This window comes from Streptomyces hokutonensis, assembly GCF_000376565.1.
Classification (GTDB): Bacteria; Actinomycetota; Actinomycetes; order Streptomycetales; family Streptomycetaceae; genus Streptomyces; species Streptomyces hokutonensis.
The window spans coordinates 114760-139359 of the sequence record NZ_BARG01000050.1; the positions used below are offsets into that span (position 1 = coordinate 114760).

Genomic DNA, 24600 nt, shown 5'->3' on the forward strand with positions numbered 1-24600 from the left:
CTGTGGACGGCCCGGATCAGGCGACACGGGCCAGGTCCGCGTGCCGCACCTCGTGGGCCGGCGGCAGGCCCGCGGCCAGCCGCTCCAGCTCGTCGACGACGATGGAGCCGAGCCGTGCCAGCTCGTTGCCGAGCGAGCCCGCGATGTGGGGGGTGAGGAAGACGTTCGGCAGCTGGTAGAGCGGGGACGCGGAGGGCAGCGGCTCGGGCTCGGTGACGTCCAGGATCGCGGTCAGCCGGCCGGAGAGCAGTTCGTCGGTGAGGGCGCCGTGGTCGATCAGCGCGCCCCGGGAGGTGTTGATCAGCACCCCGCCGTCCCGGATCAGGGCGAGCCGCCCGCGGTCGAGCATGCGCTGGGTCTCGGGGATGTCGGGGGCGTGCAGGCTGACGATGTCGCTGCGGCTCAACAGGTCGTCCAGCGGCAGGAGTTCGGCGCCCAGCGCGGTGGCCTCGGTGACACCGACGTAGGGGTCGTGGAGGAGGACCTCGAAGTCGTAGGGCCGCAGCAGTTCGAGCAGGCGGCGGCCCACCCGGGAGGCGCCGATGACGCCGATGCGGCGGCCGAGGTTGCCGATCGCGGCGGTCTCGGCGGGCGTCGGGTACGTGTGCGCCTGCCGGAAGCGCTCCCGCTGCGCGAAGGTGTCCTTCCCGGCGAGCAGGATCATCGCGAGGGTGTACTCGGCGACCGGCAGCGCGTTTCCGGTGACCGCGCTGGACACGGTCACCCCGCGTTCCCACAGGGCCTCGCCGACCAGTGAGCGGACCGAGCCCGCCGCGTGCAGCACGGCGCGTACCCGGGGTGCCGCCGCGAGGGCGTCGGCGTCGAGGTGCGGGCAGCCCCAGCCGGTGATCAGGACCTCGGCCCCGGCCAGGGCCCCGGCGGCCTCGGGGGCGGCGAAGTCGCGTACGACGAGCCCGGGGTCGATCTCGGCCGTCTGCCGGAGCCGTGCCATCAGGGGTGGGGGGAAGAGCAGGGGCAGGTGCACCGGATCCATGGCGAACACGGCCCTCGGCGGCTGGGCGCTGGGCATGACCCTCCAGTACTGCGGCTTGGGATGCAGCGTCGGAAACGTTTTCTGAAAGCGTCTTCTACCGTAGATCTGCCGAGGAGCGGGGGTCAATCGGTGGGAGGGAGCACGGAGGCTGGAATCTTCGCGTGACCCGGCCGGCGGAGTTCGTCCGCCGGAATAGCGGGGTGCGATGTGATGCTCTGATGAGCATGGTTCACGAGCGCGGTGAGGAGCTGGTGGGCAGATGACGGCAGAGCGGACGAACCCCGTGGTCGGAACCCCCTACGGGGCGGTGCGCGGCCGGTACGAGAACGGGATCGCGGTCTTCAGGGGCATCCCCTACGCGGCGCCCCCCTTCGGCTCGCGCAGATTCCGCCCGCCCGTCCCGCCCGAGCCCTGGACCGGGGTGCGCGACGCGCTCGCCTTCGGTCCGACCCCGCCGAAACCGCCGTACTCCGACGCCTTCGCCAAACTGCTCTCCGACCCCGTCATCCCGGGCGACGACTGCCTCAACCTCAACGTGTGGACCCCGGAACCCGGCCCGGGCGCCCGGCTGCCGGTCATGGTCTGGCTGCACGGCGGCGCGCTCACCCGGGGCTCCTCGGCCGTCCCCGTCTACGACGGCCACGCCTTCGCCCGCGACGGAGTCGTGTTCGTCTCGGTCAACTACCGCCTGGGCGTGGAGGGTTACGGGCTCTTCCCGGACGCGCCCGCCAACCCCGGTCTGCGCGACCAGCTCGCCGCGCTGCGCTGGGTGCACGAGTCGATCGCGGCCTTCGGCGGCGACCCCGACAAGATCACCCTCTTCGGTCAGTCCGCCGGCGCGATCAGCATCGGCGCCCTGCTCGCCGCCCCACAGGCCCAGGGACTCGTCCGCCGGGCCGTCCTGCAGAGCGGACCCCCGGAGGCCTTCGACCGCGACAAGGTACGGCGGATGGTGCGCCGGATGGCGACCCGGCTGAAGGTCCCCGCCACCGCCGAGGCCTTCGCCGCCGTCGACCGCGAACTGCTGCTGCGCACCCAGGCGGAGGTCGGCAGGCTCAGCAGCCCGGTGCTCGGCGGGCCCACGTTCGGGATCGTCATCGACGGCGAACTGGTGCCCCGTGACCCGCTGGAGGCGCTCATCGACGGTCAAGTCGCCCGCGATGTCGACCTGTTGATGGGGTGGACCCGCGACGAGTACCGGCTGTGGCTGGTCCCCGGCGGCCTGCACGAGCGCGTCGACCGGCTCGGCGCGGTCGCCCTGGCCGGCGCGATGGCCCGCTGCCACTGCGGAGTCGAGGTCCCGCGCGGCTACCGCGCCCTGCACCCCGCGGCCGGCACCGCCGAGACCGTCGGCCAGCTCGTCACCGACCACCTGCTCCGCTACCCGCTGCACCGCCTGGCCGACGCCCGCCCCGGAAACTCCCACGTCTACGAGTTCGCCTGGCCCTCCAACCTCCCCGACCTGGGCTCCTGCCACGCCCTCGAACTCGGCTTCGTCTTCGACACCGGCGACGTCCCCGAGGCCGCCAAACTCGCGGGCGAGGGCGCGCCCCAGGACCTCGCCGACACCATGCACGCGGCCTGGGTGCGGTTCGCCGCGGAGGGCGACCCGGGCTGGCGCGCCTGGGACGACTCGCACCCGGTCCAGATCTTCGGCGAGGGCACGCCCTACGTCGCCAACGGCCCGCGCGACCCCGAGTTCGCCCTCTGGGCGGCCGACACGGCGACGCGCGAGCCGGCGGTCCCGGCCGTGGGCACGCCCGCGCGCGGTGCCGTAGAACTGCGGTCGGTCGTACGGCGGTTGCGGCGGACCGGAGATGTGCCGAAGTCGTCGTGAGCGGGCGGATACGGGCCGGAAACCGGTTGCCCAACGCCCGTTGCCGAGAACTGCCGTACTGACGTAGGCGAATTGGCCGACACACGCCCCTCCTCCCGGCCGTCGCGCGCTGCTACCCTCCGCGCAGGGAACCGGTTGCCGGACGTGTTCCCGCAGGCAGGGGAAGGGCGAGGCGGCGCATGACCAGGAAGAGCCAGGACGCGAACGGGAGCACCATCCGGGACGTGGCGGCCCGCGCCGGGGTGTCCGCCTCCACGGTGTCGCGGGTGCTCGGCGGCGAGTACCCGGTGAGCACGGCGACCCGCACGCGCGTGCTGCGGGCCGTCCGCGAACTGGACTACGTCGCCGACGCGCGCGCCAAGGCCGTGGCGGGCGTCGGGACACCGACCCTCGCCTTCGTCCTGGAGGACATCACGGGACCGTCGTTCGCGCTGATGGCACACGGTGTGGAGCGCGAGGCGACCCGGCTCGGGCATCTGTGCCTGGTGTGCAGCACGGAGGGCGACGTCCAGCGCGAACTGGACTTCATCGAGACCATGCGCGCCCAGCGCACCGCCGCCGTGATCCTCGTCGGCGGAACCGCCGACACCCCGGAGTACCGCACCCGAACCCGCCGTATCGCCGACTCGCTCGCGGCGGCCGGCTCGCGGCTCGTGCTGTGCGGACGCCCGCCGCTCGGCCCGGGCGCACCGGTCACGGTCATCGAGTACGACAACGAGGGCGGCGCCTACGCCCTGGTCGCGCACGTCCTGGCCCAGGGCCACCAGCGTGTCCTGTTCCTCGGCGGCAAGCCCGACCACGCGACCGCGCAGGGCCGCGAACGCGGCTACCTCGCCGCCCATCGCGCCCGCGGCCTCGAACCCGACCCGGAGCTCCTGCTCCACGGCGACTTCACCCGCGACTCGGGCCACCGGCTGATGCGCCAGGCGCTGAGCCGGAAGCTGGAGTTCACCGCCGTGGTCGCAGCCACCGACATGGTCGCGGCGGGCGCCCTGACCGCATTGCACGAGGCGGGCCTGAGCGTCCCCGGCGACGTCTCACTGGCCGGCTACGACGACATCCCGTTCGCCCGTGACCTGTACCCCGCCCTGACGACGGTCCACGTCCCCTACGAGGAGCTGGGCCGCCTCGCGGTGCGCACCGCGCTGGGCCGCACACCGGAGTCCCCGGACGAGCACCTGCTGCTGGGCACGCACGTGGTCGTACGGAACTCGATCACGACGGTGTGAGCGTCCGCCGGATGTCCGCGATCGCCTCGGGCCCCACCCGGCAGCAGCCGCCGATCAGCCGCGCGCCGGCCTCCCGCCAGCCCTCGACCTGCTCGGCGGTGAAGGTGGAACGCCCCGTCCACGCACGGGCGTCGGCGTCCCACACCTCCCCGCTGTTGGGATAGACGACGACGGGCTTCCCGGTGACCCGGGCCGCGATCTCGATCGCGCCGTCGACGTCCTCCGGGGCAGTGCAGTTCACGCCGACCGCGATGATCTCGTCCGCGTCGGCGGCCAGGGCGAACGCCTCCTCCAGCGGCTGCCCGGCGCGGGTCCGGTCCCCGGCGATCGAGTACGACAGCCAGGCGGGCGTCCGCAGCCCGCGCACCGCCCGCAGCAGCGCCTCGGCCTCGACGGCGTCCGGGATCGTCTCGAAGGCCAGCACGTCAGGACCGACGAAGTCCAGCACCTCGAGGCGCGGCCGGTGGAAGGCCTCCAGCTCGGCCACGCTCAGCCCGTACCGGCCCCGGTACTCGGAGCCGTCCGCCAGCATCGCGCCGTAGGGCCCGACCGAGGCGGCCACGTAGAGGGGCCGCCCGATACCCCGCTGCCCTGCCTCCACCGCCGCGTCGACGCCCAACTCCACGCTCTCGGCCATGAGTTCGGCCGCCCGGTCGTGCTTGATCCCGCGCTTCGCGAAGCCCTCGAAGGTGGCCTGATAGCTGGCGGTGATCGCCACGTCGGCGCCCGCCTCGAAGTACGCGAGATGCGCCTCGGCGATCGCCTCGGGCCGGTCCGCGAGCAGCCGCGCCGACCACAGCTCGTCGCTCAGATCGTGCCCGGCCGCGCCGAGCTGATTGGACAGCCCGCCGTCGAGAACGAGTGTTCCGGCGGCGAGGGCGTCGGCGAGGAGGGGAGCGGTGTCGCTGGTCATGTCTCGACGCTAGCCGATACGGCCGTGGGTGCCGACTGTGTCCATTTGGTGAACGGATTGCCCGGCATGCGATACGTCTGCTCCGGCATACGGCGATCTGGTGGTCGTGTCCCCGACCTGCGAAGCTTGCGTGTACACGTCTTGAGGAGGCCCTGTGGTCTATGCGGAAGGGATGGCCCGGTTCACGTTGGCGCCCGCCGCCCGTGAGCTGCTGCGCCTGTCGGCCGACGGTGAGGAACACTCCGCGACGATTCCCTACGGAGGGGACGACTTCACTCTGTACGCCCACCTCAGGGCTCGCCGGACGGCACCCGGCCAGGGCGAAGTGGGCGTGGCGTGCTGGATCGTCAGCATCGACCTGGCCCGCTTCTTCAGCAGCACCCCTCCGGCCGAGCACGAGACACGACTGCCCCCCGAGGGGACGGCCGTACCGGACGGCGCCTTCACCATCGAAGCGGCCCGCCACCTGGCCATCTCCCTGAACGCCCTCGACGGTCCCCGCTCCGCGACCAACGGCGACGGCCATCGCACGATGACCGTTCCCGTCGACGTCCCGGAATGACGGGCAGCCGTCAGACCGCAGCCGTCAGGTCTACGCCGCGTGCTTCCCGCCCCCGCGCCTGCTCCCGCCCCGGGTGCGCCTGGTCGCCGGGACCAGCAGGGCGCCCAGGAGGCCGAGGCCGAGGGCGTAGGGCCACCAGCCGAAGCCGGCGCCTCGGGCGGTGTTCTCGGTACGGGCCTCGGTGATCGTCGTCCCGGACGACGACTTGGGGTGGGCGGTGGGGGAGGAGGAACTGCTCGCGGCGACGGCGGTCAGGACGACGTCGTTGCCGTCGCCGCCCCGGTAGCTGATCCGGTACGTCGTGTCGGCGAGCTTGAGCCTGCTGCCCTCGCGAAGTCCCTTGAACGCGCCGGTCGTTGGGGCGTCGCCCGTGTGATTGAGGATCGTCACGGTCCGCGCGGGATGCGTACCGGCGGCCGAGAGATCCAGGTCGCCGGCCAGGCCGACCTTGCCCGCGACCTTCAACGGCTTGTCGCGCAGGATCAGTTCGCCCTTGGTGCTCTGCGTGTAGTTCCCGGTCACGGTCAACCCGGTCGTCACCACGCTGTCGTTCGTCACCGAACCCTTCACCGTGCCCACACCGGTTAGGTCAGTCGCCACACGCAGGCCGGCCGTCCCCACGTCCAGCCGTGCGCCCACCGAGGTGAGCCGGATCGACCTGCTGTGGACCAGAGTTGCCCCCGAGCGGAGCGCCACCGTGCCCTTCGAGACCGTCGTCGTCCCCGTGTACGTGACCGCCGTGCCCGTCAGTGTCGTCGTCGCGGCGCCGGACTGGACGAGGGACCCCTTGCCGGAGAGGTACGACAGTTTCACGGGGAGCGACACGTTCCGTGCGACAAGGGTCCCGTCGTCCACGATCCGCCGCCCGACCGTGCCGGTCAGCACCCCGCCGTCGCCGCCCCGCTTCCCGGACCCCAGCCGCAGCACCGCCCCCTTCTCCACGGTCGTCGAGCCGTCGTAGTACTGCGGCGCCGCGAAGGTCACGTCGTTCCCTCGCGTCCCCGCGATCACGATGTCCCCGGCGCCGGGCGCGGCCAGGGTGTCGTGGTACTTGCCGCCGCCGATCGGCGCACCGAGGGTGACCGGACCGTCGTAGTCGAAGGTCAGCCTGGACCGGACCCCGCTCGCCGCGTGGAGGTTGATGTACACGGTGTCCTTGGTGCCCGGCATGAAGATCCGGTGGGTGGTGCCGTCGCCCCACTGGACGTTCGCGCCCTCGATGTTGGTGCCGCGCTTGTTCAACTGGTGGGCGATCGCACGCCAGTTGAGGCCGGGGTCGCTGAGCGACGGGTCGGTGTCGCCGCCCTGGTCGCTGTAGCTGTACTGGCCCGTGAGGACGACCTTGCTGCCCGGCCGGGAGTGCACGTTGACGTCGCTGCCGTACTCGCGCTGGTAGAAGTTCTGGCGCAGGGTGATCGTCTGGTACAGCGGGGTGTCGATGATCCAGGAGCCCTGGTTGAGGATCGCGCGGGCGTCGGGCAGCGCCACCGGGTACTCGGGGCGGCCGACCGCCATGCCGGTGCCGTTGTCGATCACCCCTGAGAAAGGGTGGGTTCCGGCGAGGTCGAGCGTGCCCCACATGTTGCGCGGCTGGGTGACCAGGCCCGAGCCGCTGATGGTGCCGATGTTGAAGGTGCGGGTCAGGGAGAGGCGGAGGGTGCCGTCGACCCGGACGTTGAGCTGGTTGAGCTGGTAACCCGGTGTGCTGTACGGGAAGTGGCCGATCAGGCCGGTGCCACCACCCGTGCCGTACTGGAGAGTTGTCCCGCGCTCGACCGTGATCGCGGGCGGGTCCGGGTTGCTGACGGTCGTGTACGGGTGGTTGCCGCCCTGGGTGGTCACCTTCTGCCGCTGCCGGGCCGCCGGGAGCGTGAAGTCGCTGTCCTTGGTGAGGACCAGCGTCCCGCCGCCGCGCACGGTCAGCGTTCCCTGACCGCGGAACACCCCGTCGTACGTCGTCGTCCCGGCCGGCACGGTGACCACCGTGTCGCCGGAGAGCGTGACATCGCGGTCGGCGAGCACGTCGGCGGTCGCGTCACGGGTACCGGCGGCCGCGGCCGGGGAAGCGGCGGCGAGGAGGGCGGCGACCGCGGCGAGGGCGCCGGCTGCTGCTGCTGTCGTGTGGATATGGCTGCGCACGGGAGTGGAGACGGTTCGGGGCCCCCCGGGATAACAGAAATTTCGGCCGGAGATGAAAGGGCGGGGGAAAGCGCTCTCTCAATGTCTCGTCGGACCCGTTGACCTCGTGGTGGCACACCCTTACCTTTTCGGCGTTCGAAGTCGTTCGTAATGACAGATGGTGTTCGCCACCTCGAACGTTTCCGAGAGGCAGCCGTATGAGCCGCAACGACGAACTGCCCCATGCCCCCAGCCGGAGGCTGATGCTGAAGGGAGCCGCTCTGGCCGCGGGCGCCCTGGCCATCGCGCCGACCCCGGCGACCGCGTCCCCGAAAGCAGCCCCGTTCGTGAACCCGCTCGTCCGCCAACGCGCCGACCCGTACATCCACCGGCACACCGACGGCCACTACTACTTCACCGCCACGGTCCCCGAGTACGACCGCATCGTTCTGCGCCGCTCCCGCACCCTCAACGGCCTTGCCACCGCTGCCGAGTCGGTGATCTGGACCAAGCACGCGACCGGTGTGATGGGCGCCCACATCTGGGCGCCGGAGATCCATCGCATCGGCGGCAAGTGGTACGTCTACTTCGCCTCTGCGCCCGCCGAGAGCGTCTGGGACATCCGCATCTGGGTCCTGGAGAACGCCAACGCCGATCCCTTCCAGGGCACTTGGGAGGAGAAGGGCCAGCTCAGGACGGCCTGGGAGACGTTCTCCCTCGACGCCACCACCTTCACCCACCGGGGCACCCGCTATCTCGCCTGGGCCCAGCACGAGCCCGGCATGGACAACAACACCGCCCTGTGGCTGTCGAGGATGGCGAACCCGTGGACCCTGACGGGCCCTCAAATACGCCTGTCCACACCGGAGTACGACTGGGAGACCGTCGGCTACAAGGTCAACGAGGGCCCGGCCGTCATCGCCCGCAACGGCCGCCTGTTCCTTTCCTACTCGGCCAGCGCCACCGACTGGCACTACTGCATGGGCCTGCTGACCGTCGACGCGAACGCCGACCTCATGGACCCGGCGAACTGGTCCAAGTCACCGACCCCCGTCTTCACCAGCAACGACACCACCGGGCAGTACGGCCCCGGCCACAACTGCTTCACGGTCGCCGAGGACGGCCGCAGCGACGTCCTCGTCTACCACGCGCGCCAGTACAAGGAGATCACGGGCGATCCCCTGAACGACCCCAACCGCCACACCCGGATCCAGCGCCTGGGCTGGCACTCCGACGGCACCCCCGACTTCGGCGTCCCCGTGGCCGACACCGTGAAGGAGAGTGTGTGAGATGAGACGTGCGTACGCCATCCTGCTCGCCCTGGTCTGCGCCCTCGCCGCCGCCCTGGTGACGGCGGGCCCGGCCCAGGCCGCCGCCCAGACCATCACCAACGGCACGCAGTTCACGGACACTTCGGGCAACGCCCTGCACGCACACGGCGGCGGGGTGATCAAGGTCGGCAGCTACTACTACTGGTTCGGCGAGGACCGCAACGCCGACAACACCTTCAAGTACGTGGACGCCTACCGCTCCACGGACCTGAAGAACTGGGAGTTCCGCAACCACGTCCTGACCCAGTCCAGCGCCTCCGAGCTGGGCACCGCCTACATCGAGCGGCCGAAGGTCATCTACAACGCGTCCACCGGCCAGTTCGTGATGTGGATGCACAAGGAGAACGGCGTCGACTACAGCGAGGCCAAGGCCGCCGTCGCCGTCTCCTCGACCGTGGACGGCAGTTACACCTACCAGGGCAGCTTCCAGCCACTCGGCGACAACATGTCCCGGGACATCACCACGTTCGTCGACACCGACGGCACCGCGTACATGGTCTCCGCCGCCAACGAGAACTACGACCTGCACATCTACAGACTCACCGCCGACTACACCGCCGTCGACAGCCTGGTCGCCAACCCGTGGGTCGGCGGACACCGGGAGGCACCGGCCCTCTTCAAGCGCAACGGCGTCTACTTCATGCTGACTTCGGCCGCCACCGGCTGGAGCGCCAACCAGCAGCAGTACGCCACCGCCACCAGCATCACCGGCCCCTGGACGGCCTTCACCAACGTCGGCGACTCGACCGCCTACAACTCGCAGACCGCCTACGTCCTCCCGATCACCGGGACTTCGGGCACCTCGTACCTCTACATGGGCGACCGCTGGGGCAACTCCTTCGGCGGCACCGTCAACGACTCGCGTTATGTCTGGCTGCCGTTGACCTTCCCGACCACCACCTCGATGTCCATGGCGTCCTGGTACCCGGAGGTGTCGATCGACACGGCCGCCGGCACGATCACCGGCACGAGCGCGACGTACAACACGCTCATCGCCCGCAACAGCTCCAAGTGCGCCGACGTACCGAACCAGTCCCTCTGGCAGGGCGTCGCGATCAGCCAGTACACCTGCAACAGCGGCACCAACCAGAAGTGGTGGTTCAAGGACCTCGGCACCGGCTACTACGAACTCATGGGCCGGGGCAGCTCGTTGTGCCTCCAGGAGAACTCGACCAACGTCACCCAGGAGAACTGCACCGGCGCCACCGCCCAGCAGTGGAGCCTGACCACGTCCGGCAGCTACGTCCTGGTCAAGGCCAGGACGAGCGGCGAGTGCCTGGACGTGTCCGGCGCGTCCACCGCCAACTCCGCCGCGATCATCACGTACACGTGCAGCGGGGCGACCAACCAGCAGTGGACGCGCGGGAGTTGAGACCCGCGTTACCGGACCGGATTCCAGCCGTCCGTGCCCGCCAGATACTTCTGTGCCGTGTAGTTCGCGGCCTGGGAGTCGGTGAGCTGCGGGCGGTTGGAGTTCACCGTCGCGCCCGCACCCGTGTTCTTGTACTCGGAGAAGCGGGCGTTCTTCCACGAGTAGCCGCTCATGTCCGTCCAGGGCCCGGCGACCTTCACGGCAGCGGGCAACGAGGTCTGCCGGACGACCAGTTGCCCGACCGCGTCCGCCGACGGATGCCAAGGGCGCCCCAGGTAGTACGTGTTGGCCGCCGCCGAGCTGGTGATCGAGCTGCCGGTGACGAGGATGCCGTACGTCTTGGCCGAGCTGGTGTTGGGCGCCGACAGGAAGCCGTTGAGACCGCCCGCCGCCGCGCCCGAGTTGCGCAGCTGGATGTTGACCCGGTCGTAGACGGCGGTCGCGTTGCCGAAGATGAAGTCCACGTCGCCGGATATGAACGACGAGTAGAAGTACTGCCGGTACTGACCGGTCGAGGACGGCGACCAGTTGAGGACGGTGTCCTGGCGGCTGATGAACCGGTCGTTGGTGAAGGTCTGCCGGTCGCCCTGCGCGGTGACCGCGACGGCCTGCGTGTCGGTGATGTCGGGGTGGGCCGCCTTGTCGAAGGTGTTCTGGACGGTGATCCCGGTGACGGTGAGACCGCTCGCCGAGAACGTGGCCACCGAACTGCCCAGCGTGCCGTACTTGTTGCCGCCGGCGTCGGTGTAACCGGCGGCCCGGTCATAGGTGATGACGACGTCCTCGGCGTTGCCGGTGGCGCCCTGGATGGTCAACCCCGTTTTCCCGGAAGGGACGTTGACAATCTCGGCGTACGTGCCCTTCGCCACGGAGATCGTGTCACCGGCCGCCGCCGCGTTCACGGCGGCCTGCACGGTGGTGAAGCGGCCCGAACCGTCCTTGGCGACGGTGATGACGGTGGCGGCCCGCGCCTGGGTCACCAGCGACACCGCGACCAGCCCGAGGGCGGCCGCGGTACCGGTCGCCACGGCGGCGGCTCGACGCCGGGCGGGGGAGCGGCGGTGCGTGTTCGGCTCAGTCATGCCTACAAGTCGCCGTCCCCCGCCCGGAAGTTGCCGCCCCTAGGCGAGAAGGTCGATCGCGTCGACCGACGTGCCTGCGCTCAGGAACGACGTCGATCCCGACCCGCTCGCCACATAGATCTTCAGCGTGTTGTACGCGCTCGCGTCCGTCAGCCAGGCGGACGCCGGAACGCTGTACGTGAACGTGCTGTTGTTGCCCCGGTACGAACCCACGGTCAGCGACCGGGTGCTCGGCTGGGTGGGCGGCGAGGGGACGGCCGAGGTCCAGGTGTCGTTGACGACGACCTGCGGCCGGCCGTTCGCGTACGCCGTCGTCACACCGATGCGCAGGGTGTGCGCGGCGGCGAGCTGAGCGGCCGTCAGCTTGAAGTACACGATCAGGCCGCTGTTGACGTCCTTCCACAGATAGCAGGGGAACGCCGAGGTCTCCGTCCCGCTGCCGATGACGACATTGCCGGTCCAGGACGCCGCCCGTACGTCCGAGGGATGCGCGTACGTCATCAGGTCCGCGTTCTTGAACCCGCCCGGAGTGCCGTCCCAGTTGCCGATCCGCCAGATCGCGCTCGCGTTGGACGGGTCGTTCGAGGACGGGATCGCGATGCTGTTCAGCGTCGTCGTGCCGCCCGCCGTGACCGCCACCGACGCGGTGTAGACGGCGAGTTCACCCTTGAAGACGGTCAGCGTGTACGTCCCCGGCAGGATCCCCGTGATCGAGAAGTAGCCGTCCGAGGCCCGCGCCGAACCCCAGTACTGCGCCGCCGAGTTGGCGAGCCCGACCGTGTACGCGTACGCCGTGTCGCGGCCCGTGATGCCCACGCCCGCGACCCGGCCCCGGCCGCTCGCGGCCGTGTACCCGGAGATGCCGAGCGAATCCGCCCACGAGGTCGTGAGGTTGGCGTGGTACAGCGCGGAGGAGGGCGCGCCGCCGTCCGTGAACGCGATGACGTACGGCCCCTGGAGACCGAACCGCTGCGCCTCCGTCTGGTTCTCGCCGTAGTACAGGATCTCGTACAACCCGCCGCCGTCCGCGCTCTGGTGGCGCAGCAGGGAACGGTAGAACGGGCCGCCGGACGCCTTCTCGTGGTTGCTGCGGACGACCCACAGGCCGACGCTGCCGGTGGTCCAGCCGATGTAGTCGTAGTCGACGACCCGCTTCTTCGAGTAGTGCTTGGAGCGGGTCTGGCCGTCGGACTTCTCGAAGACGTCGGCGGACTCGATGGTGGTGGGCGCGTAAGTGTAGGAATCCGGCTCGTCGTTGAGGAACAGACCGGCCTTGACGCGGACGATGTAGCGGGTCGCGCTGACGGAGTCGTCGGCCTTGTTGGTCCACAGGTAGACGTTGTTCTCGCCGCTGCGGGCTGCGTAGTAGTGCTTCAGCGTGCCGTACGCGACGGAGATCAGGATCGACGTGCCGGACTGGGCGATCGTCACGGTGGAGGTGCCGAGGCCGGACTCGACGTGCGAGTTCTTGCCGCCGTAGCCCTGGTACTCGGTGCCCTTGTAGACCAGCGAGGTCAGATCGCCGTTCGTCTTGCTGACCTTGAAGACCAGGCTCGCTCCGGTGTCGACGACGTAGTTCGAGCCGTCGTCGGTGTAGCCGAAACTCGCGGCCGAGGCGGTCTCGGCGAGCGGTCCGGCGAGCGCCGCCGTGCCGGCCGCGGCCGCTGTGCCGAGGACGAAGGTGCGGCGACGGACCGGTCTGTTCACAGAACCGGACATGGGGGTGCCTCCTTCGGGAGGTGGGGGTGCGGGTGCTTTGGAGGGTGACAGTTGAATCGATTTCGCGAAAGGGCTTTCGCAGCCCGGGAGTTGGCGATGACGTGAAATTTGACGCGGGTCTAGAAAGCGCTTGTCCAGAGCGGTACGGTCCACCGCCAGGCCTTGTCGTCGGACGGAGGAGCCACGGATGAGACGTTTCAACATCGCCCTGCTGGCCGCGGTGACCTTGAGCACCGCCCTGTCGGCCGCACCCGCACAGGCCCATGACCGCACGCCCCCGCTCGGCATCGCCAACTGCACCGCCACCGCCTGCCACTTCGACGTCCCGCCCGGCACCTACGACGTCACGGTCCGCCTCGGCGGCGAGAGCGCGGCGAGTACGGCCGTCACCGGCGAGACCCGGCGCTCCCTGCTCCCCGAGACGGCCACCGCCGCCGGGCAGACGGTGACCCGCAGCTTCACCGTGAACGTCCGCACCCCCGAGGGCGAACCCACCGGCCCCGACGGCACCCCCGGCCTCGACCTCACCCTCGGCGGCACCGCACCCGCCCTCGCCGACATCCGGGTGACCCCCGCCCATCACGCCCACCAGATCGTCCTGATCGGCGACTCCACGGTCTGCGACCAACCGGGCGACCCGTATTCGGGCTGGGGCCAACAGCTCCCGCAGTTCCTGCGGAAGGGCGTCTCCGTCGCCAACTACGCCGATTCCGGGGAGAGTACGGTCACCTATCTGGCGAATCCCTTGCTCTGGGGGACGGTTCAGCCGCTGATCAAACCCGGTGACCTCGTCCTGGTCCAGCTCGCGCACAACGACAAGACGACCGACGAGGCGACGTACCGCGCGAATTTGGAAACCCTCGTAGCGGGTATCCGGGAGATGGGCGGTCGTCCGGTTCTGGTGACACCGATCGTCCGACGCTGGTTCAATGCCGACGGCACACTGAACAACGACACAGCACTGCTGGTGAACGGACTCGGCGTCGACCTGCCGGGCGTCATCCGCTCGGTCGCCGCCGCCGAGGGGGTAACGCTGATCGATCTCACGGCGCAGACCAAGGCGCTGGTGGAATCGCTGGGAGTGGAAGGCTCCAAGGCGATCTATCTCTACAACGAGAAGAAGGACAACACGCACACCTCCGTGCACGGTGCCACGGTGTACGCGGGCCTGGTCCGCGACGCACTCGTCGCCCGGCATCTGCTGCCGGAGGACCGGGTACGGGTGGGTTGAGACCCGAAAGACCCCTGGGGCGTTCCGACCGGAACCGGGGCGCCCCAGGCTCCACCCGCCGCACCCGTCGCCCGTGAGAGTGAGCCGATGCAACTGCCCGCCGACGACCGCGTGTTGAGCCCGCGCACCGGCTATACCCGCGCCCACTGGGAGACGGCAGCCGACGCCCTCCTCGCCGCCGTGGAGCCGTACGCCACCGAGGACCGCGCGCTCTACCACCTCCCCGGCACCCACACCAGCTGGTCCGGCACGCTCTCCGACGGCCTGGAGGGCTACGCCCGCACCCTGCTGCTGGCCGCCTTCCGCCGCGACGAGACGGCCCTGGAACGCTACGCCGACGGCCTCGCCGCGGGCGTCGCGGGCGTCTGGCCCCGCATCGAGGACCGCAGCCAGCCCCTGGTCGAAGCGGCCTCGGTCGCCCTCGCCCTGCGCCTGACCCGCCCCCTGCTCTGGGACCGCCTCGACGAGCCGGTGCAGCAGCGCGCGGCGACCTGGCTGGCGGACGCCCTCACCGCCCAACCCTGGCCCTGCAACTGGGAGTTGTTCCCCGTCACGGTCGGCGGCTTCCTCCAGGAGATCGGCCACGAACCCGAGGCCTCCCGCAAGGCGATCGACCACGGCCTGGAACGCATCGAGCAGTGGTACGTCGGCGACGGCTGGTACACCGACGGCGACGGCCGCAAGTTCGACTACTACAACGGCTGGGCCATGCACCTCTACCCGGTCCTGCACGCCTGGCTCGCCGACGACCCCCGGCTCCTCGACCTCTACGGCACCCGTCTGGAACGCCATCTCGCCGACTACGCCCGCCTGTTCGGCGCCGACGGCGCCCCCATGCACCAGGGCCGCTCGCTGACGTACCGCTTCGCGACGACGGCTCCGCTGTGGCTGGGCGCGCTGACGGGCCGTACGCCACTGGCACCGGGGGAGACACGACGGCTGGCCTCCGGGGCGCTCCGCTATTTCCTCGACCGGGGCGCGATGGACGCCCGAGGACTGTTGAGTTTGGGCTGGCACGGCCCCGACGAGGCCGTCCTGCAAGGCTATTCGGGCCCCGCGTCCCCGTACTGGGCCAGCAAGGGCTTCCTCGGCCTGCTGCTCCCGCCCGACCACGAGGTGTGGACGGCGGTCGAGGAACCGGGCCCGGCGGAACGAACGGACGCGGTCACCACGATCACGCCCGCCAACTGGCTTCTCCAGTCGACGAGTTCGGACGGAGTCGTCCGCCTCCACAACCACGGCAGCGAGGACGTCCGCTACGACCCGTACTACACGCGGCTCGCCTACTCCACGGCTACGGTGCCCTCGGCGTCGTACGACAACAGCGTGTTCGTGGGCGGCGATCCGAGCCGGACGGACATCGTGCCGTTGGGGGTGGGGGAGGGCCAGGTGGCCTCCCGGCACACGGCGGCTTCCGGGGCCCGGGTGACCAGCGTGGTGATGGCCGAGGGGGCGGTGGAGGTGCGGGCGCATCTGGTGGTGGGCGCGGCTGCCGGGACGCCGGTCCGGGTCACGGGCTGGTCGGCCGAGGACGGACAGCTCGCCGAACTCGTGTCCCTGCACGGCCTGTTGGACGGCGAGGGCGTCGTTGGTGACGGGCCCACCCTGTTCGTCGCCCTGGTCCGGCTCACCGGGGAGCCGGAGCCCCGTCCCCTCGCGGAACTGGTGTCCGTGGAGGTCGACGGGGATCACGGCGTCTCCGTTCAGTGGGCCTCCGGCAGGCGCATGAACTACCGGTTCACGGAGTCAGCCGGGCTATCCGGAGGCTCGTGGCGGTCGGCGACGCCCCGTTGAGCGGGGTCGCGTAGGTCGGGGTGACCGGTGCGTACGCCCAGGTCAGCGAGCCGTTCTTCAGGACCGCTATGTCACCGGTGATGCGGGCGCTCACCACCTTGTCCGCGCTCTGGAACTTGCCGTTCCAGTCGATGAGCCGCAGATGGGTGCCCGTGAAGGTGCCGGTGCAGGTGCCGGCGGCGCACTTGGCGCCCTTCAGGGACTCCCAGGAGACCAGGAGGCGGGCCTTGCCGTAGGGCGCGACGTGCACGTTGACGTTCTCGGTGCCGGCCGCGGTCGTGAGGTAAATCGCCTTGCCGGGGCCGGAGTTGCGGTTCGCCATGAAGGCGACGGCGACCTGGTGGGTGCTCGTCTTCGGGGTGACCGTCCAGCCGCGTCCGCTGGAGTCGGCGGAGTTCTTCTTGGCCGAGGCGGCGCCACGGGAGGCGAAGGCCGTGGCGTACCGTCCGCTCGCCGACTTCACCAGGTCACCCGTGCGGCCGGGGAAGGTACCACCGCAGTACCCTGCCCAGCACTGCTCGCGCTGCACGACCGGTGCCACGTCCGGGGCGCCGATCCCGGTGGAGACGAACAGGCCCGAACGCCAGTCGTCGAAGCAGAGTGAAGTGAACGCGCCGGTGGTCTCGGCGTGCAGCGCGATGCCCTCGTTGTGGCTGCAGCCCCAGCTCCAACCACCGCTCAGCTTCGCGCCCTTGGCGCTGATGTACGCCAACTTGTCGCCGAAGTGGCCGTCCGCGAAGCCGCCAGCGCCGTGCACGACGAAGTACGCGCCGTACTTGGTGCCGTTCCAGGTGAGTTGGCCGTCGAGACCGGGGGAGGTGTCGTTCGACGCGGTGCCGGTGAGCTTGGTGCGGAAGGTCTGCTTGCCGTTCGTGTAGCGGATGATCGCGGCGGCCGTCTCCTTCCACTTGTTGGTGTCGGCCACCCGGGTGAGCAGCGCGAACCCGTCGTTGTGCGCGACCAGACCGCCGACCTCCTTGGCACCCTTGACGACCGTGTCGGCGCCCGAGCGCACTCCGGCGGCGTTCAGCGGGGTGACATGGACTCCGTCGGCGGCCGGCCAGGCCACGCGCAGGGTGCCGTTGGGGGCCACGGCCGTGGTCGTACGGGTCCACTGGCGGGTGTTGTTGTAACCGGCCGTCAGATAGGGGAACTTGGCGGTGAGCGCCACCGTGGTGCTGGTCGGGGTGAGCGTGCCGGCCACGGTCTTGGCGGCGGCGGCCGGGGTTTTCGCGACGGCCTTCGGGGTGGTTGTCGAGGTGGTCTTCGCGGAGGAGGCGGTCGTGGTCGCCGTGGGCGAGGTGGACGCGGAGTCGTCGGCGCCGGTGGACGCCGACGTGGTCGTCCCGGCCGCCGTCGAGCTGCCGCTTCCGCTGTCGCCGCTGTCCGCCGCCGCGGTCGCGTACCACGCGCCGCCCAGCAGGGCCGCGACGGCGAGTGAGCCCGCGAGCGGCTTGCGGGCGATGCGGCGGGGGTCGCGGCGACGGTGCGAAGTGGTGCGTCTTGCGTTGGTCATGCCCCCAAGTCGCCGCCCGCGCGGAGGAGGTTGCCGTGGTGCCGGGTGCAATGTTCCGGAGGTGAGACCGGCTCCACAGCCCGGGCGGGCCGATCCTGGTACGTTTGATGCTTTCCTGGGTATCAGACCCTTTGGACTCATCTCCGGCGAGGGACCGAGGAACCATGACCATGGACCCCGGCGACAAGCGGCTGGCGGCTGCCGTCGTGATGGACGACGACGGACGCGTACTTCTGGTGCGCCGCAGCGCGAGCGAGCGATTCCTGCCCCGGGTGTGGGGCGTTCCCTGCGGGAAGCTGGAGCCGGACGAGCGGTCCGAGGACGGTGCGCTGCGTGAGCTGAAGGAAGAGACCGGGCTCCTCGGCGAGATCGTCCGCAAGATCGGCGAGTCGTCCTTCGTGAGTGAGTACCGAGGCCGCGACATCAAGAACTGGCAGGACAACTTCCTGGTCAGGCCGCTGACCCGGGACATCACCCTCCCCGAGCCCGATCAGGCGTACCGCTGGCTGCGGCCCTCCGAGCTGGCCGGCTCCGGCCTCGACATCGACGAGTACAACCTGGACGTCGTACGCCAGGCCCTCACGGACTTCTGAGAAATTCGCCAGGCCCTCACGAACTTCTGAGCGACTCCGCCAGATCGTTCAACGCGCCCAGATAGTCCTTCACCTCGAGCGGTACCTTCGCCACCGCGCCCGGATGCGGGCCCGCGGCCGTGAACACGTCGGTGTGGCGCCGCCGTTCGGCACCCGTCTCCAGGAACAGGGTCACGGTCGGTACGTCCGTGTCGCACCAGGCCCGGTGCAGGGTGTTCGCCGGGAGGGCGTAGGCGCTGCCCGCCGCGTACTGGCCCACATGTGTGAGCCGCAGCCGCGCCGGTCCCGTGGGCCGCAGCGTCCAGTCGGCACTGCGCTCGGCGAGGGACTCCTCGTACCGGTCCGCCGTGATCCCGCCGTCGCCCCGGGCCTCGTACAACTCCATCGCGAGCCGGCCCCGGACCACGTAGGAGGCAAGCGGGGAACGGTGGTTGTGGATGTCCTCCGCGCCGATCGCCGCCACGTCGGGATGCCAGAGGTGCGCGCGCAGCATGTGGCGCGGTCCGCCGTCGATCAGCAACAGCTTGTCGAAGCCCAGGACATGACGGTACGACAGCCCGGCGCAGTGTTCGGGATCGCCCTCGCCGGAGGCGAGTTCGGCCACCAGCTCCAAAAGCCGCTCGGGAGAGCCCAGTTCGGCGATGACGGCACGGGCCGCGGTCACCGTCTCGTCGTCGGACAGGTCGCCGTCCAGCGCCTCGGTCAGCAGCCGTCGCGCCGCCAGGATCTGCCGACCACCCATGCACTCACTCTCCAACTCGCCCTCACACCAGCCTGGTTCGAGTATCCGGCTGATACATCCATACGGCATGTGCGCGCAGCGCCGAAAGCCCCTGATAGGTCATCCAGATCGGCTGGCGCAGTTCCTCCGTCGTCGTGAACATGGACCCGTCCCGGCTCCAGGACCAGATCCCGTCGGTCTGCGCCGCCCACACCGCGCCCGCCGCCCCGTTCAGCCGCTCCTGCCAGGCCTCCTCCAGGCCGTCCTGCCGGGCGATCTCCTGGGCGCCCGGGGTGAGCAGCGCGCGCACGATCCAACTCGCGGTGAAGTGGCGGACGTTCAGCACCTCGTGGTGCGAGGAGTCGTCCGGGTGGCGGCGGCGCACCTCCTCGCGCAGGTTCGCCAGATCGGCGCAGGCGTCGTGCGCGGTCGCCGGGCAGGCCAGCAGCCAGCGCACCCCGTCCTCGCGCGCCGCACGCTCCACCGGCCCCTCGCCCAGGACCCGGGCCGCCCGGTCCAGGGCGACCACGGCCTGCGCGGTGTGCAGCGCGGAGGGCTGGGCGGGGTGCCGGACGACGGGCCGGTCCGGGTGCGCGGGCCACGGCAGCACCGACAGCCGATGGCTCCAGCAGCGGCGGTGCTGGCGCTGCGGGTCGGGGAACGCGCCGTCGACCAGGGCGTCCCGCAGCACGGGAAGGATCGGCGCGTCCGGTGCCGCGCGCAGCAGCCCCCGCATCACGGTGGTGACCACATGGGTCAACGCCCGTCCCGTACTGTCGAGTTCGGGCGTGAAGCCGGCCTCGCAGCGGGCCACCTCGTCGGCCAGCCGTTCCCGCGAGGCTCCCGCCCGGGCCAGTGCGCCCAGCACCATCGCGGTGACCTCCGGGCGGGCCACCGCCCCCTGCGAACGGGCCGACCAGCCGCCGCCCTGCAGCCGCAGCCGCCACAGTGTGTCGATGAGGTCGCCGGTGTGCAGCCGTCCGTCCTGCACGCCCAGGTCCAGCACGATGTGCAGGCCGTACGCCGTGGCCAGCGAGGTCGGCCGGGCCGGGCCGTCCAGCTCCAGGAGGGAGTGCGGCCAGCCGATGAGACGGCCGCGCACCGGGTCGTCGACCTCGGCGACCTGGGCGACGAGGGTGTCGTAGGCAGAACCGAACACCTGTGGCAGCGGGCCGGGGACGGCCGGTGGCGGGGGAGCGGGGGCGGGCAGCGGTGCGGGGCCGGACGTGCGGGCGCGGAGCAGGGCCGCCGCCAGCCAGGTCATTCCGGCCGTGGCGAGGCCGCTCAGCCCGGAGATCAGATACTTGGCGGGCGCCCCGTCGATCGAGTCGGGCAGCACCTCGAACAGGAACTGGAACACCGCGTAACCGGCGGCCAGGCACCCGAACCGGCCGAGCCAGCCCACGAACCGGGCCGGCGGACTCCCGCCCTGCGGTACCGGACCGGGCGCTCCCGGAGGTCCCGGCGCTCTCAAGGGACCACGTCCCAGCTGCTGTTGAGACAAGTCGCGCTCCCTCCCCCCAGGGTGGCACGTGGCATTCGCGAAGCTTCCAGTCTAAGTGGTCAGCGATGCGCCTGGGGCGCGGACCGGAACCGCCGTCTCCGTCACACCGCTTCCCCTTCACGCGGCCAGTGCGTCAATGCCACATGGAGGGCGTCGACGGCACGCTCCCACGACTGCCGCACATCACGCGGCGCACCGAAACCGCCGGCGGACTCCAGCGCGCAGTAGCCGTGGAACGTACTGCGCAACAGGCGTACGGCGTCGGTGAGATCGGGCTCCTCCAGGCCGTAGGCGCGCAGCAGGCCGTAGGTGAGTTCGGCGGTGCGGCGCAGGGCGGGGGAGGCGGCGACCAGGGTCTGGTCGATGCGGATCTGGGTGGCCGCGTACCGGCCGGGGTGCTCCAGGGCGTAGGCCCGGTAGGCGTCGGCGAACGCGCCCAGCGCGTCCCGGCCGGAGCGGCCCTCGACCGCGACGGCGATCCGGTCGACCAGCTCGCCGCCCGCGAGGAACGCGACCCGGGTGCGCAGGTCCTGGAGGTTCCTGACGTGCGAGTACAGGCTCGCGTCCTTCACCCCGAAGCCGCGGGCCAGCGCGGACAGGCTGACGTTCTCGAAGCCGACCTCGTCGGCGAGGTCGGCCGCCGCCGCGACCACACGGTCGGCGGTGAGTCCCGCACGTGGCACGGTGCTCCACCTCTCCTCCGACCTGCGGCAACTGAAGACCCTAGGACAATAACCAGTAACAAGACGGGTGCCCCGCGTGTTTTCACCCCGCCGCCACCGGACTCCGGCACCAGACTTGACCACCATGGACGAAGACTCCGCCACCCCCGCCCCCACCGGCCTCCGCGCCACCGCACTCCTCGGCCGCCCCAAGCTGTGGCTCATCCCCACCGTGCTGACCGGCCTGCTCGCCTTCCTGCTGTCCCTGCTCTACATGGGCGGCATCGTCAACCCCAACCGCGAGCTGAACGACCTGCCCATCGCCCTCGTCAACAGCGACACGGGCACACCGCTCCCCGGCCAGCAGCAGAACATCGGCACCCAGATCGCCCACGCCATCGTGACGAACACCAGCAGCCGCGCGGCCGGTTGGAGACAACTCACCAGAGTCCAGGCCCAGAAGGAACTCGACTCCGGCAAGGTCTACGGCGCCCTGGTCATCCCCGCCGGCTTCACGGACTCCGTCGCCGCGCTGTCGACCACGAACGCCACCGCCCGGCCCACGATCACCGTGCTCACCAACCCCGGCAAGGGCAGCCTCGGCTCCTCCCTCGCGAGCAAGATCTCGACGACCGCGGCCCAACAGGCGTCCCTGACCATCGGCAAGCAGCTCACGGCGGCGGCCGCGAAGGCCGACTCGACGCAGAAACTGCTGCTCGCCGACCCGGTCGCCGTCGTCACCCAGGTCGGCCACCCCATCGGCAGCAACAGCGGCATCGGCCTGACCGCCTTCTACTACACCTTGCTGCTGGTCCTGGCCGGCTTCATGGGCGGCAACGTCATCAGCAACGGCGTGGACACGGCCCTCGGTTACGCGGACAACGAGATCGGTCCTTGGCACACCCGCCGCCCCACGGTCCCGATCGACCGCACCCAGACCCTGCTCCTGAAGATGGTCATGACGGCCGGCATCACCCTCCTCAGCGTCTCCCTGATCATGCTCGCCAGCGTCAGCATCCTCGGCATGGACGCCACCCACATCCCGCTGCTGTGGATCTACTCCTACTGCGCGGCCCTCGCCGTCGGCCTGGGCGTGCAGGCCATCAACGCCGCGTTCGGCGGGATCGGCCAGCTGGTCTCCATGTTCGTGTTCATCGTCCTGGGCCTGCCGTCCTCCGGCGCGACCGTCCCCCTCCAGGCCGTCCCCGGCTTCTACCGCTTCCTCTCCCACTTCGAGCCCATGCGCCAACTCAGCGACGGCGTAAGGGCGATCCTCTACTTCGACGCCCGCGGCGACGCGGGCCTGACCCGCGCCTGGACCATGATCGGCGTCGGGGCGGCCATCGGCCTGCTCTTCGGTTTCGTGATGGTCCAGTACTACGACAGGAAGGGCCACAAGCGCCTGACACCGCAGCCGATGGCCTGAGGCTCAACTACGTGGCCATATCCGGGAGTTGACTGTCAGACTTTCTGAGAGAACACTCTCACATCATGGATTCCGGCAATCGCTTCGGCGACATGGAGATCTCCGACCCGAAGACCATGCGGGCGCTGGCCCACCCCGTGCGGCTCGCCATCCTCGAACGCCTTCAGCGTTACGGCCCCGCCACCGCCTCCCGGCTCTCCCCGCACGTGGGTGCCACCCCGTCCGTCACCAGCTGGCATCTGCGCCATCTCGCCGGTTTCGGCCTGGTCCGCGACGCCGAGGGCGGGACGGACCGGCGGGAGCGGCGCTGGGCGGCGGTGGCGCGGGGCTTCCGGTTCGAGGCGGGGCGGGACGAGGAGGGCCGGTCGGCCGCGCAGGAGCTGGCCGGTGAGATGTTCGCGCGCAGAGCGGACGTACCCTTGCGCTGGCTCACCGGGACAGCGCCCGACCTGGAACCCGAGTGGAGCCGGCTCGCCGGGGCGGCCGACACACGGATCACGGTGACGGCGGCGGAACTGGCCGCGCTGAAGGACGCGATGGAGGAACTGATCGCGCCGTACGTCGCCCGCAACCGGGATCGCCGGCCACCCGACGGCAGGGGCGTCCGCCTGCTGATGTACACCCTGCCGGAGGGCGCCGGGAGCGAGGACAGCGCGACGGACATACCCGAGTGAAGGGCCGACGGACACCTCGGCCAGCGCCCGGCTCGCTGTGGCGGGACCGTCGCTTCGTACGGTTCTGGTGCGGCCAGACCGTCTCCCAGCTGGGCGACCGCATCTCCGAACTGGCCCTGCCCCTCCTGGCGGTCGGCGCCCTGCACGCCTCCGCGAACCAGGTCGCCTGGCTGACCGCCCTCGTCTGGACCCCGAACCTCCTCGGCCTGTTCCTGGGCGCCTGGGTCGACCACCGCCCCGGCAAGCGCCGACTCATGCTGCTCGCCGACCTGTTCCGCGCCGCGGTACTCCTCACCCTCCCCATCGCCTACGCCTTCGACACGGTGACGCTCGGCCAGGTCTACGCGGTGGCCCTGCTGACCGGCGCGGCGGCGGTCGTGTTCAACACGGCCTACTCGTCCTACTTCGCGCACCTCGTGCCGCAGACGGCGTACGTCGACGCCAACAGCAAGCTCAGCGCGAGCAGATCGGTCTCCTTCATCGCGGGCCCCGCGATCGGCGGCGGTCTGGTGCAGGCGCTGACGGCACCGGTCGCGGTGATCGCCGACGCGCTGTCGTTCGTCACGTCGGCGATCCTCGTCGGACGCACCCGCGTCGACGAACCGGCGAACAGCAGCCAGGCGTCCGGCCCTTCGCTGCTGCGGCGGGCGCGAGAGGGGCTGGCCTTCGTGATCCACGAGCCCGTCATGCGGGCCGGGCTCCTCTGCGCCACGACCGTCAACTTCTTCACGTTCCTGGCGAGCACGGGTCTGGTGGTGCTGTTCGCCGACCGGGTCCTCCAACTGTCGCCCGGGGCCATCGGGTTGGCGTTCGGAGTGGGTGCGACGGGCGGCCTCCTGGGGGCCGTGACGGCTCCCGCGATCACCCGCCGGATCGGTGTGGGCCGCAGCATCGTCATCGGGGCGGTCCTGTACCCGGCCCCCATCGCCCTCATCGCGGCCGCGACCGGCCCGACCTGGGCCCGCCTCGGCATCCTGGGCGCGTCCGAGTTCCTCTCCGCCTTCGGCGTCATGCTCCTCGACGTCAACCTCAACTCGCTCCAGACATCGATGGTTCCGGACGGGTTGCGGAGCCGGGTGGCCGGGGCGTACAACACGGTCAACTACGGGGTACGGCCGCTGGGCGCCCTGGCGGGAGGCGGGCTCGCCACACTGGTCGGCCTCAGGGCGACCCTCGTCGTCGCGGCCGTCGGCGGGGCGCTGTGCGTGCTGTGGCTGCTGCCCTCGCCGATACCGGGGACACGGGTGCTGGGGAAGAGCCCGGACGCCGACGCCGAGACCACGCGTGAGGAATATCGTTTCTGATTCGCCGGCGGGCTGCCT

The 24600-nt window shown here is 70.7% G+C and carries 20 protein-coding genes; 11 read left to right on the forward strand and 9 right to left on the reverse strand.

Annotated features, from left to right (window positions below):
* Positions 1 to 16: 16 nt before the first annotated feature.
* Positions 17 to 1030: a hydroxyacid dehydrogenase gene (locus SSP08S_RS30895; protein ID WP_026178974.1), complete on the reverse strand. Its 1014-nt coding sequence runs from the start codon at positions 1028 to 1030 to the stop codon at positions 17 to 19.
* A gap of 223 nt (positions 1031 to 1253) precedes the next feature.
* On the opposite strand from SSP08S_RS30895, the gene SSP08S_RS30900 reads away from it, so the two are divergent.
* Entirely contained in the window at positions 1254 to 2831 is a 1578-nt protein-coding gene (locus SSP08S_RS30900) for a carboxylesterase/lipase family protein (protein WP_019071526.1), read from the forward strand.
* A 179-nt stretch (positions 2832 to 3010) separates the two neighbouring features.
* On the forward strand, positions 3011 to 4060 hold the full coding sequence (locus SSP08S_RS30905; protein WP_019071527.1) for a LacI family DNA-binding transcriptional regulator: 1050 nt from the start codon (positions 3011 to 3013) through the stop codon (positions 4058 to 4060).
* On the opposite strand, the gene mmuM is transcribed toward SSP08S_RS30905, so the two are convergent.
* Positions 4047 to 4973, reverse strand: coding sequence for a homocysteine S-methyltransferase (gene mmuM, locus SSP08S_RS30910; protein WP_019071528.1), 927 nt, complete (start codon positions 4971 to 4973; stop codon positions 4047 to 4049). The two genes, SSP08S_RS30905 and mmuM, sit on opposite strands and share 14 nt — an antisense overlap.
* A gap of 154 nt (positions 4974 to 5127) precedes the next feature.
* Between mmuM and SSP08S_RS30915 the strand changes: the two genes are divergently transcribed.
* Positions 5128 to 5535: a hypothetical protein gene (locus tag SSP08S_RS30915; protein ID WP_026178975.1), complete on the forward strand. Its 408-nt coding sequence runs from the start codon at positions 5128 to 5130 to the stop codon at positions 5533 to 5535.
* A gap of 30 nt (positions 5536 to 5565) precedes the next feature.
* Here the strand turns inward: SSP08S_RS30915 and SSP08S_RS30920 are convergent, their stop codons facing one another.
* Entirely contained in the window at positions 5566 to 7674 is a 2109-nt protein-coding gene (locus SSP08S_RS30920; protein ID WP_019071530.1) for a hypothetical protein, read from the reverse strand.
* 197 nt (positions 7675 to 7871) lie between these two features.
* Here SSP08S_RS30920 and SSP08S_RS30925 point away from each other — a divergent pair, with 197 nt between their 5' ends.
* A complete protein-coding gene (locus tag SSP08S_RS30925) occupies positions 7872 to 8942 on the forward strand; it encodes a glycoside hydrolase family 43 protein (RefSeq protein WP_019071531.1) in 1071 nt (356 codons plus the stop codon).
* A 1-nt stretch (position 8943) separates the two neighbouring features.
* Positions 8944 to 10356 carry an RICIN domain-containing protein gene (locus tag SSP08S_RS30930; RefSeq protein WP_019071532.1) on the forward strand — a complete coding sequence of 471 codons (1413 nt, stop codon included), beginning with the start codon at positions 8944 to 8946 and terminating at the stop codon, positions 10354 to 10356.
* A gap of 8 nt (positions 10357 to 10364) precedes the next feature.
* Here the strand turns inward: SSP08S_RS30930 and SSP08S_RS30935 are convergent, their stop codons facing one another.
* On the reverse strand, positions 10365 to 11438 hold the full coding sequence (locus tag SSP08S_RS30935) for a pectinesterase family protein (protein WP_078532559.1): 1074 nt from the start codon (positions 11436 to 11438) through the stop codon (positions 10365 to 10367).
* Between the two features lie 39 nt (positions 11439 to 11477).
* Positions 11478 to 13157, reverse strand: coding sequence for a rhamnogalacturonan lyase B N-terminal domain-containing protein (locus SSP08S_RS30940; RefSeq protein ID WP_019071534.1), 1680 nt, complete (start codon positions 13155 to 13157; stop codon positions 11478 to 11480).
* A 187-nt stretch (positions 13158 to 13344) separates the two neighbouring features.
* Between SSP08S_RS30940 and SSP08S_RS30945 the strand changes: the two genes are divergently transcribed.
* Positions 13345 to 14388, forward strand: coding sequence for a rhamnogalacturonan acetylesterase (locus tag SSP08S_RS30945; RefSeq protein ID WP_019071535.1), 1044 nt, complete (start codon positions 13345 to 13347; stop codon positions 14386 to 14388).
* Between the two features lie 87 nt (positions 14389 to 14475).
* Positions 14476 to 16182 (forward strand): DUF2264 domain-containing protein, encoded by a 1707-nt coding sequence (locus SSP08S_RS56200; protein ID WP_019071536.1) that lies wholly within the window; start codon positions 14476 to 14478, stop codon positions 16180 to 16182.
* Here the strand turns inward: SSP08S_RS56200 and SSP08S_RS30955 are convergent.
* Positions 16127 to 17698, reverse strand: a complete 1572-nt coding sequence (locus tag SSP08S_RS30955) for a hypothetical protein (protein WP_020684321.1) — start codon at positions 17696 to 17698, stop codon at positions 16127 to 16129. The two genes, SSP08S_RS56200 and SSP08S_RS30955, sit on opposite strands and share 56 nt — an antisense overlap.
* 170 nt (positions 17699 to 17868) lie before the next feature.
* Here SSP08S_RS30955 and SSP08S_RS30960 point away from each other — a divergent pair, with 170 nt between their 5' ends.
* The gene (locus tag SSP08S_RS30960; RefSeq protein WP_019071537.1) at positions 17869 to 18291 is read left to right on the forward strand and encodes an NUDIX hydrolase; all 423 of its coding nucleotides are present in this window, start codon (positions 17869 to 17871) and stop codon (positions 18289 to 18291) included.
* A gap of 16 nt (positions 18292 to 18307) precedes the next feature.
* On the opposite strand, the gene SSP08S_RS30965 is transcribed toward SSP08S_RS30960, so the two are convergent.
* The 3 genes from SSP08S_RS30965 to SSP08S_RS30975 form a co-directional block, all read right to left on the reverse strand.
* Entirely contained in the window at positions 18308 to 19033 is a 726-nt protein-coding gene (locus tag SSP08S_RS30965) for a hypothetical protein (RefSeq protein ID WP_019071538.1), read from the reverse strand.
* A 22-nt stretch (positions 19034 to 19055) separates the two neighbouring features.
* Positions 19056 to 20486, reverse strand: a complete 1431-nt coding sequence (locus tag SSP08S_RS30970) for a hypothetical protein (RefSeq protein ID WP_245607987.1) — start codon at positions 20484 to 20486, stop codon at positions 19056 to 19058.
* A gap of 131 nt (positions 20487 to 20617) precedes the next feature.
* Positions 20618 to 21199: a TetR-like C-terminal domain-containing protein gene (locus tag SSP08S_RS30975; RefSeq protein ID WP_019071540.1), complete on the reverse strand. Its 582-nt coding sequence runs from the start codon at positions 21197 to 21199 to the stop codon at positions 20618 to 20620.
* 124 nt (positions 21200 to 21323) lie between these two features.
* On the opposite strand from SSP08S_RS30975, the gene SSP08S_RS30980 reads away from it, so the two are divergent.
* The 3 genes from SSP08S_RS30980 (at position 21324) to SSP08S_RS30990 (ending at position 24582) form a co-directional block, all read left to right on the forward strand.
* Positions 21324 to 22604: a YhgE/Pip domain-containing protein gene (locus SSP08S_RS30980; RefSeq protein WP_019071541.1), complete on the forward strand. Its 1281-nt coding sequence runs from the start codon at positions 21324 to 21326 to the stop codon at positions 22602 to 22604.
* 65 nt (positions 22605 to 22669) lie between these two features.
* Positions 22670 to 23278, forward strand: a complete 609-nt coding sequence (locus SSP08S_RS30985) for an ArsR/SmtB family transcription factor (RefSeq protein ID WP_019071542.1) — start codon at positions 22670 to 22672, stop codon at positions 23276 to 23278.
* Complete coding sequence (locus SSP08S_RS30990) at positions 23275 to 24582, forward strand: MFS transporter (protein ID WP_019071543.1); 1308 nt, start codon at positions 23275 to 23277, stop codon at positions 24580 to 24582. Before SSP08S_RS30985 ends, SSP08S_RS30990 begins: the two co-directional genes overlap by 4 nt.
* The last annotated feature ends 18 nt before the right edge of the window (positions 24583 to 24600 follow it).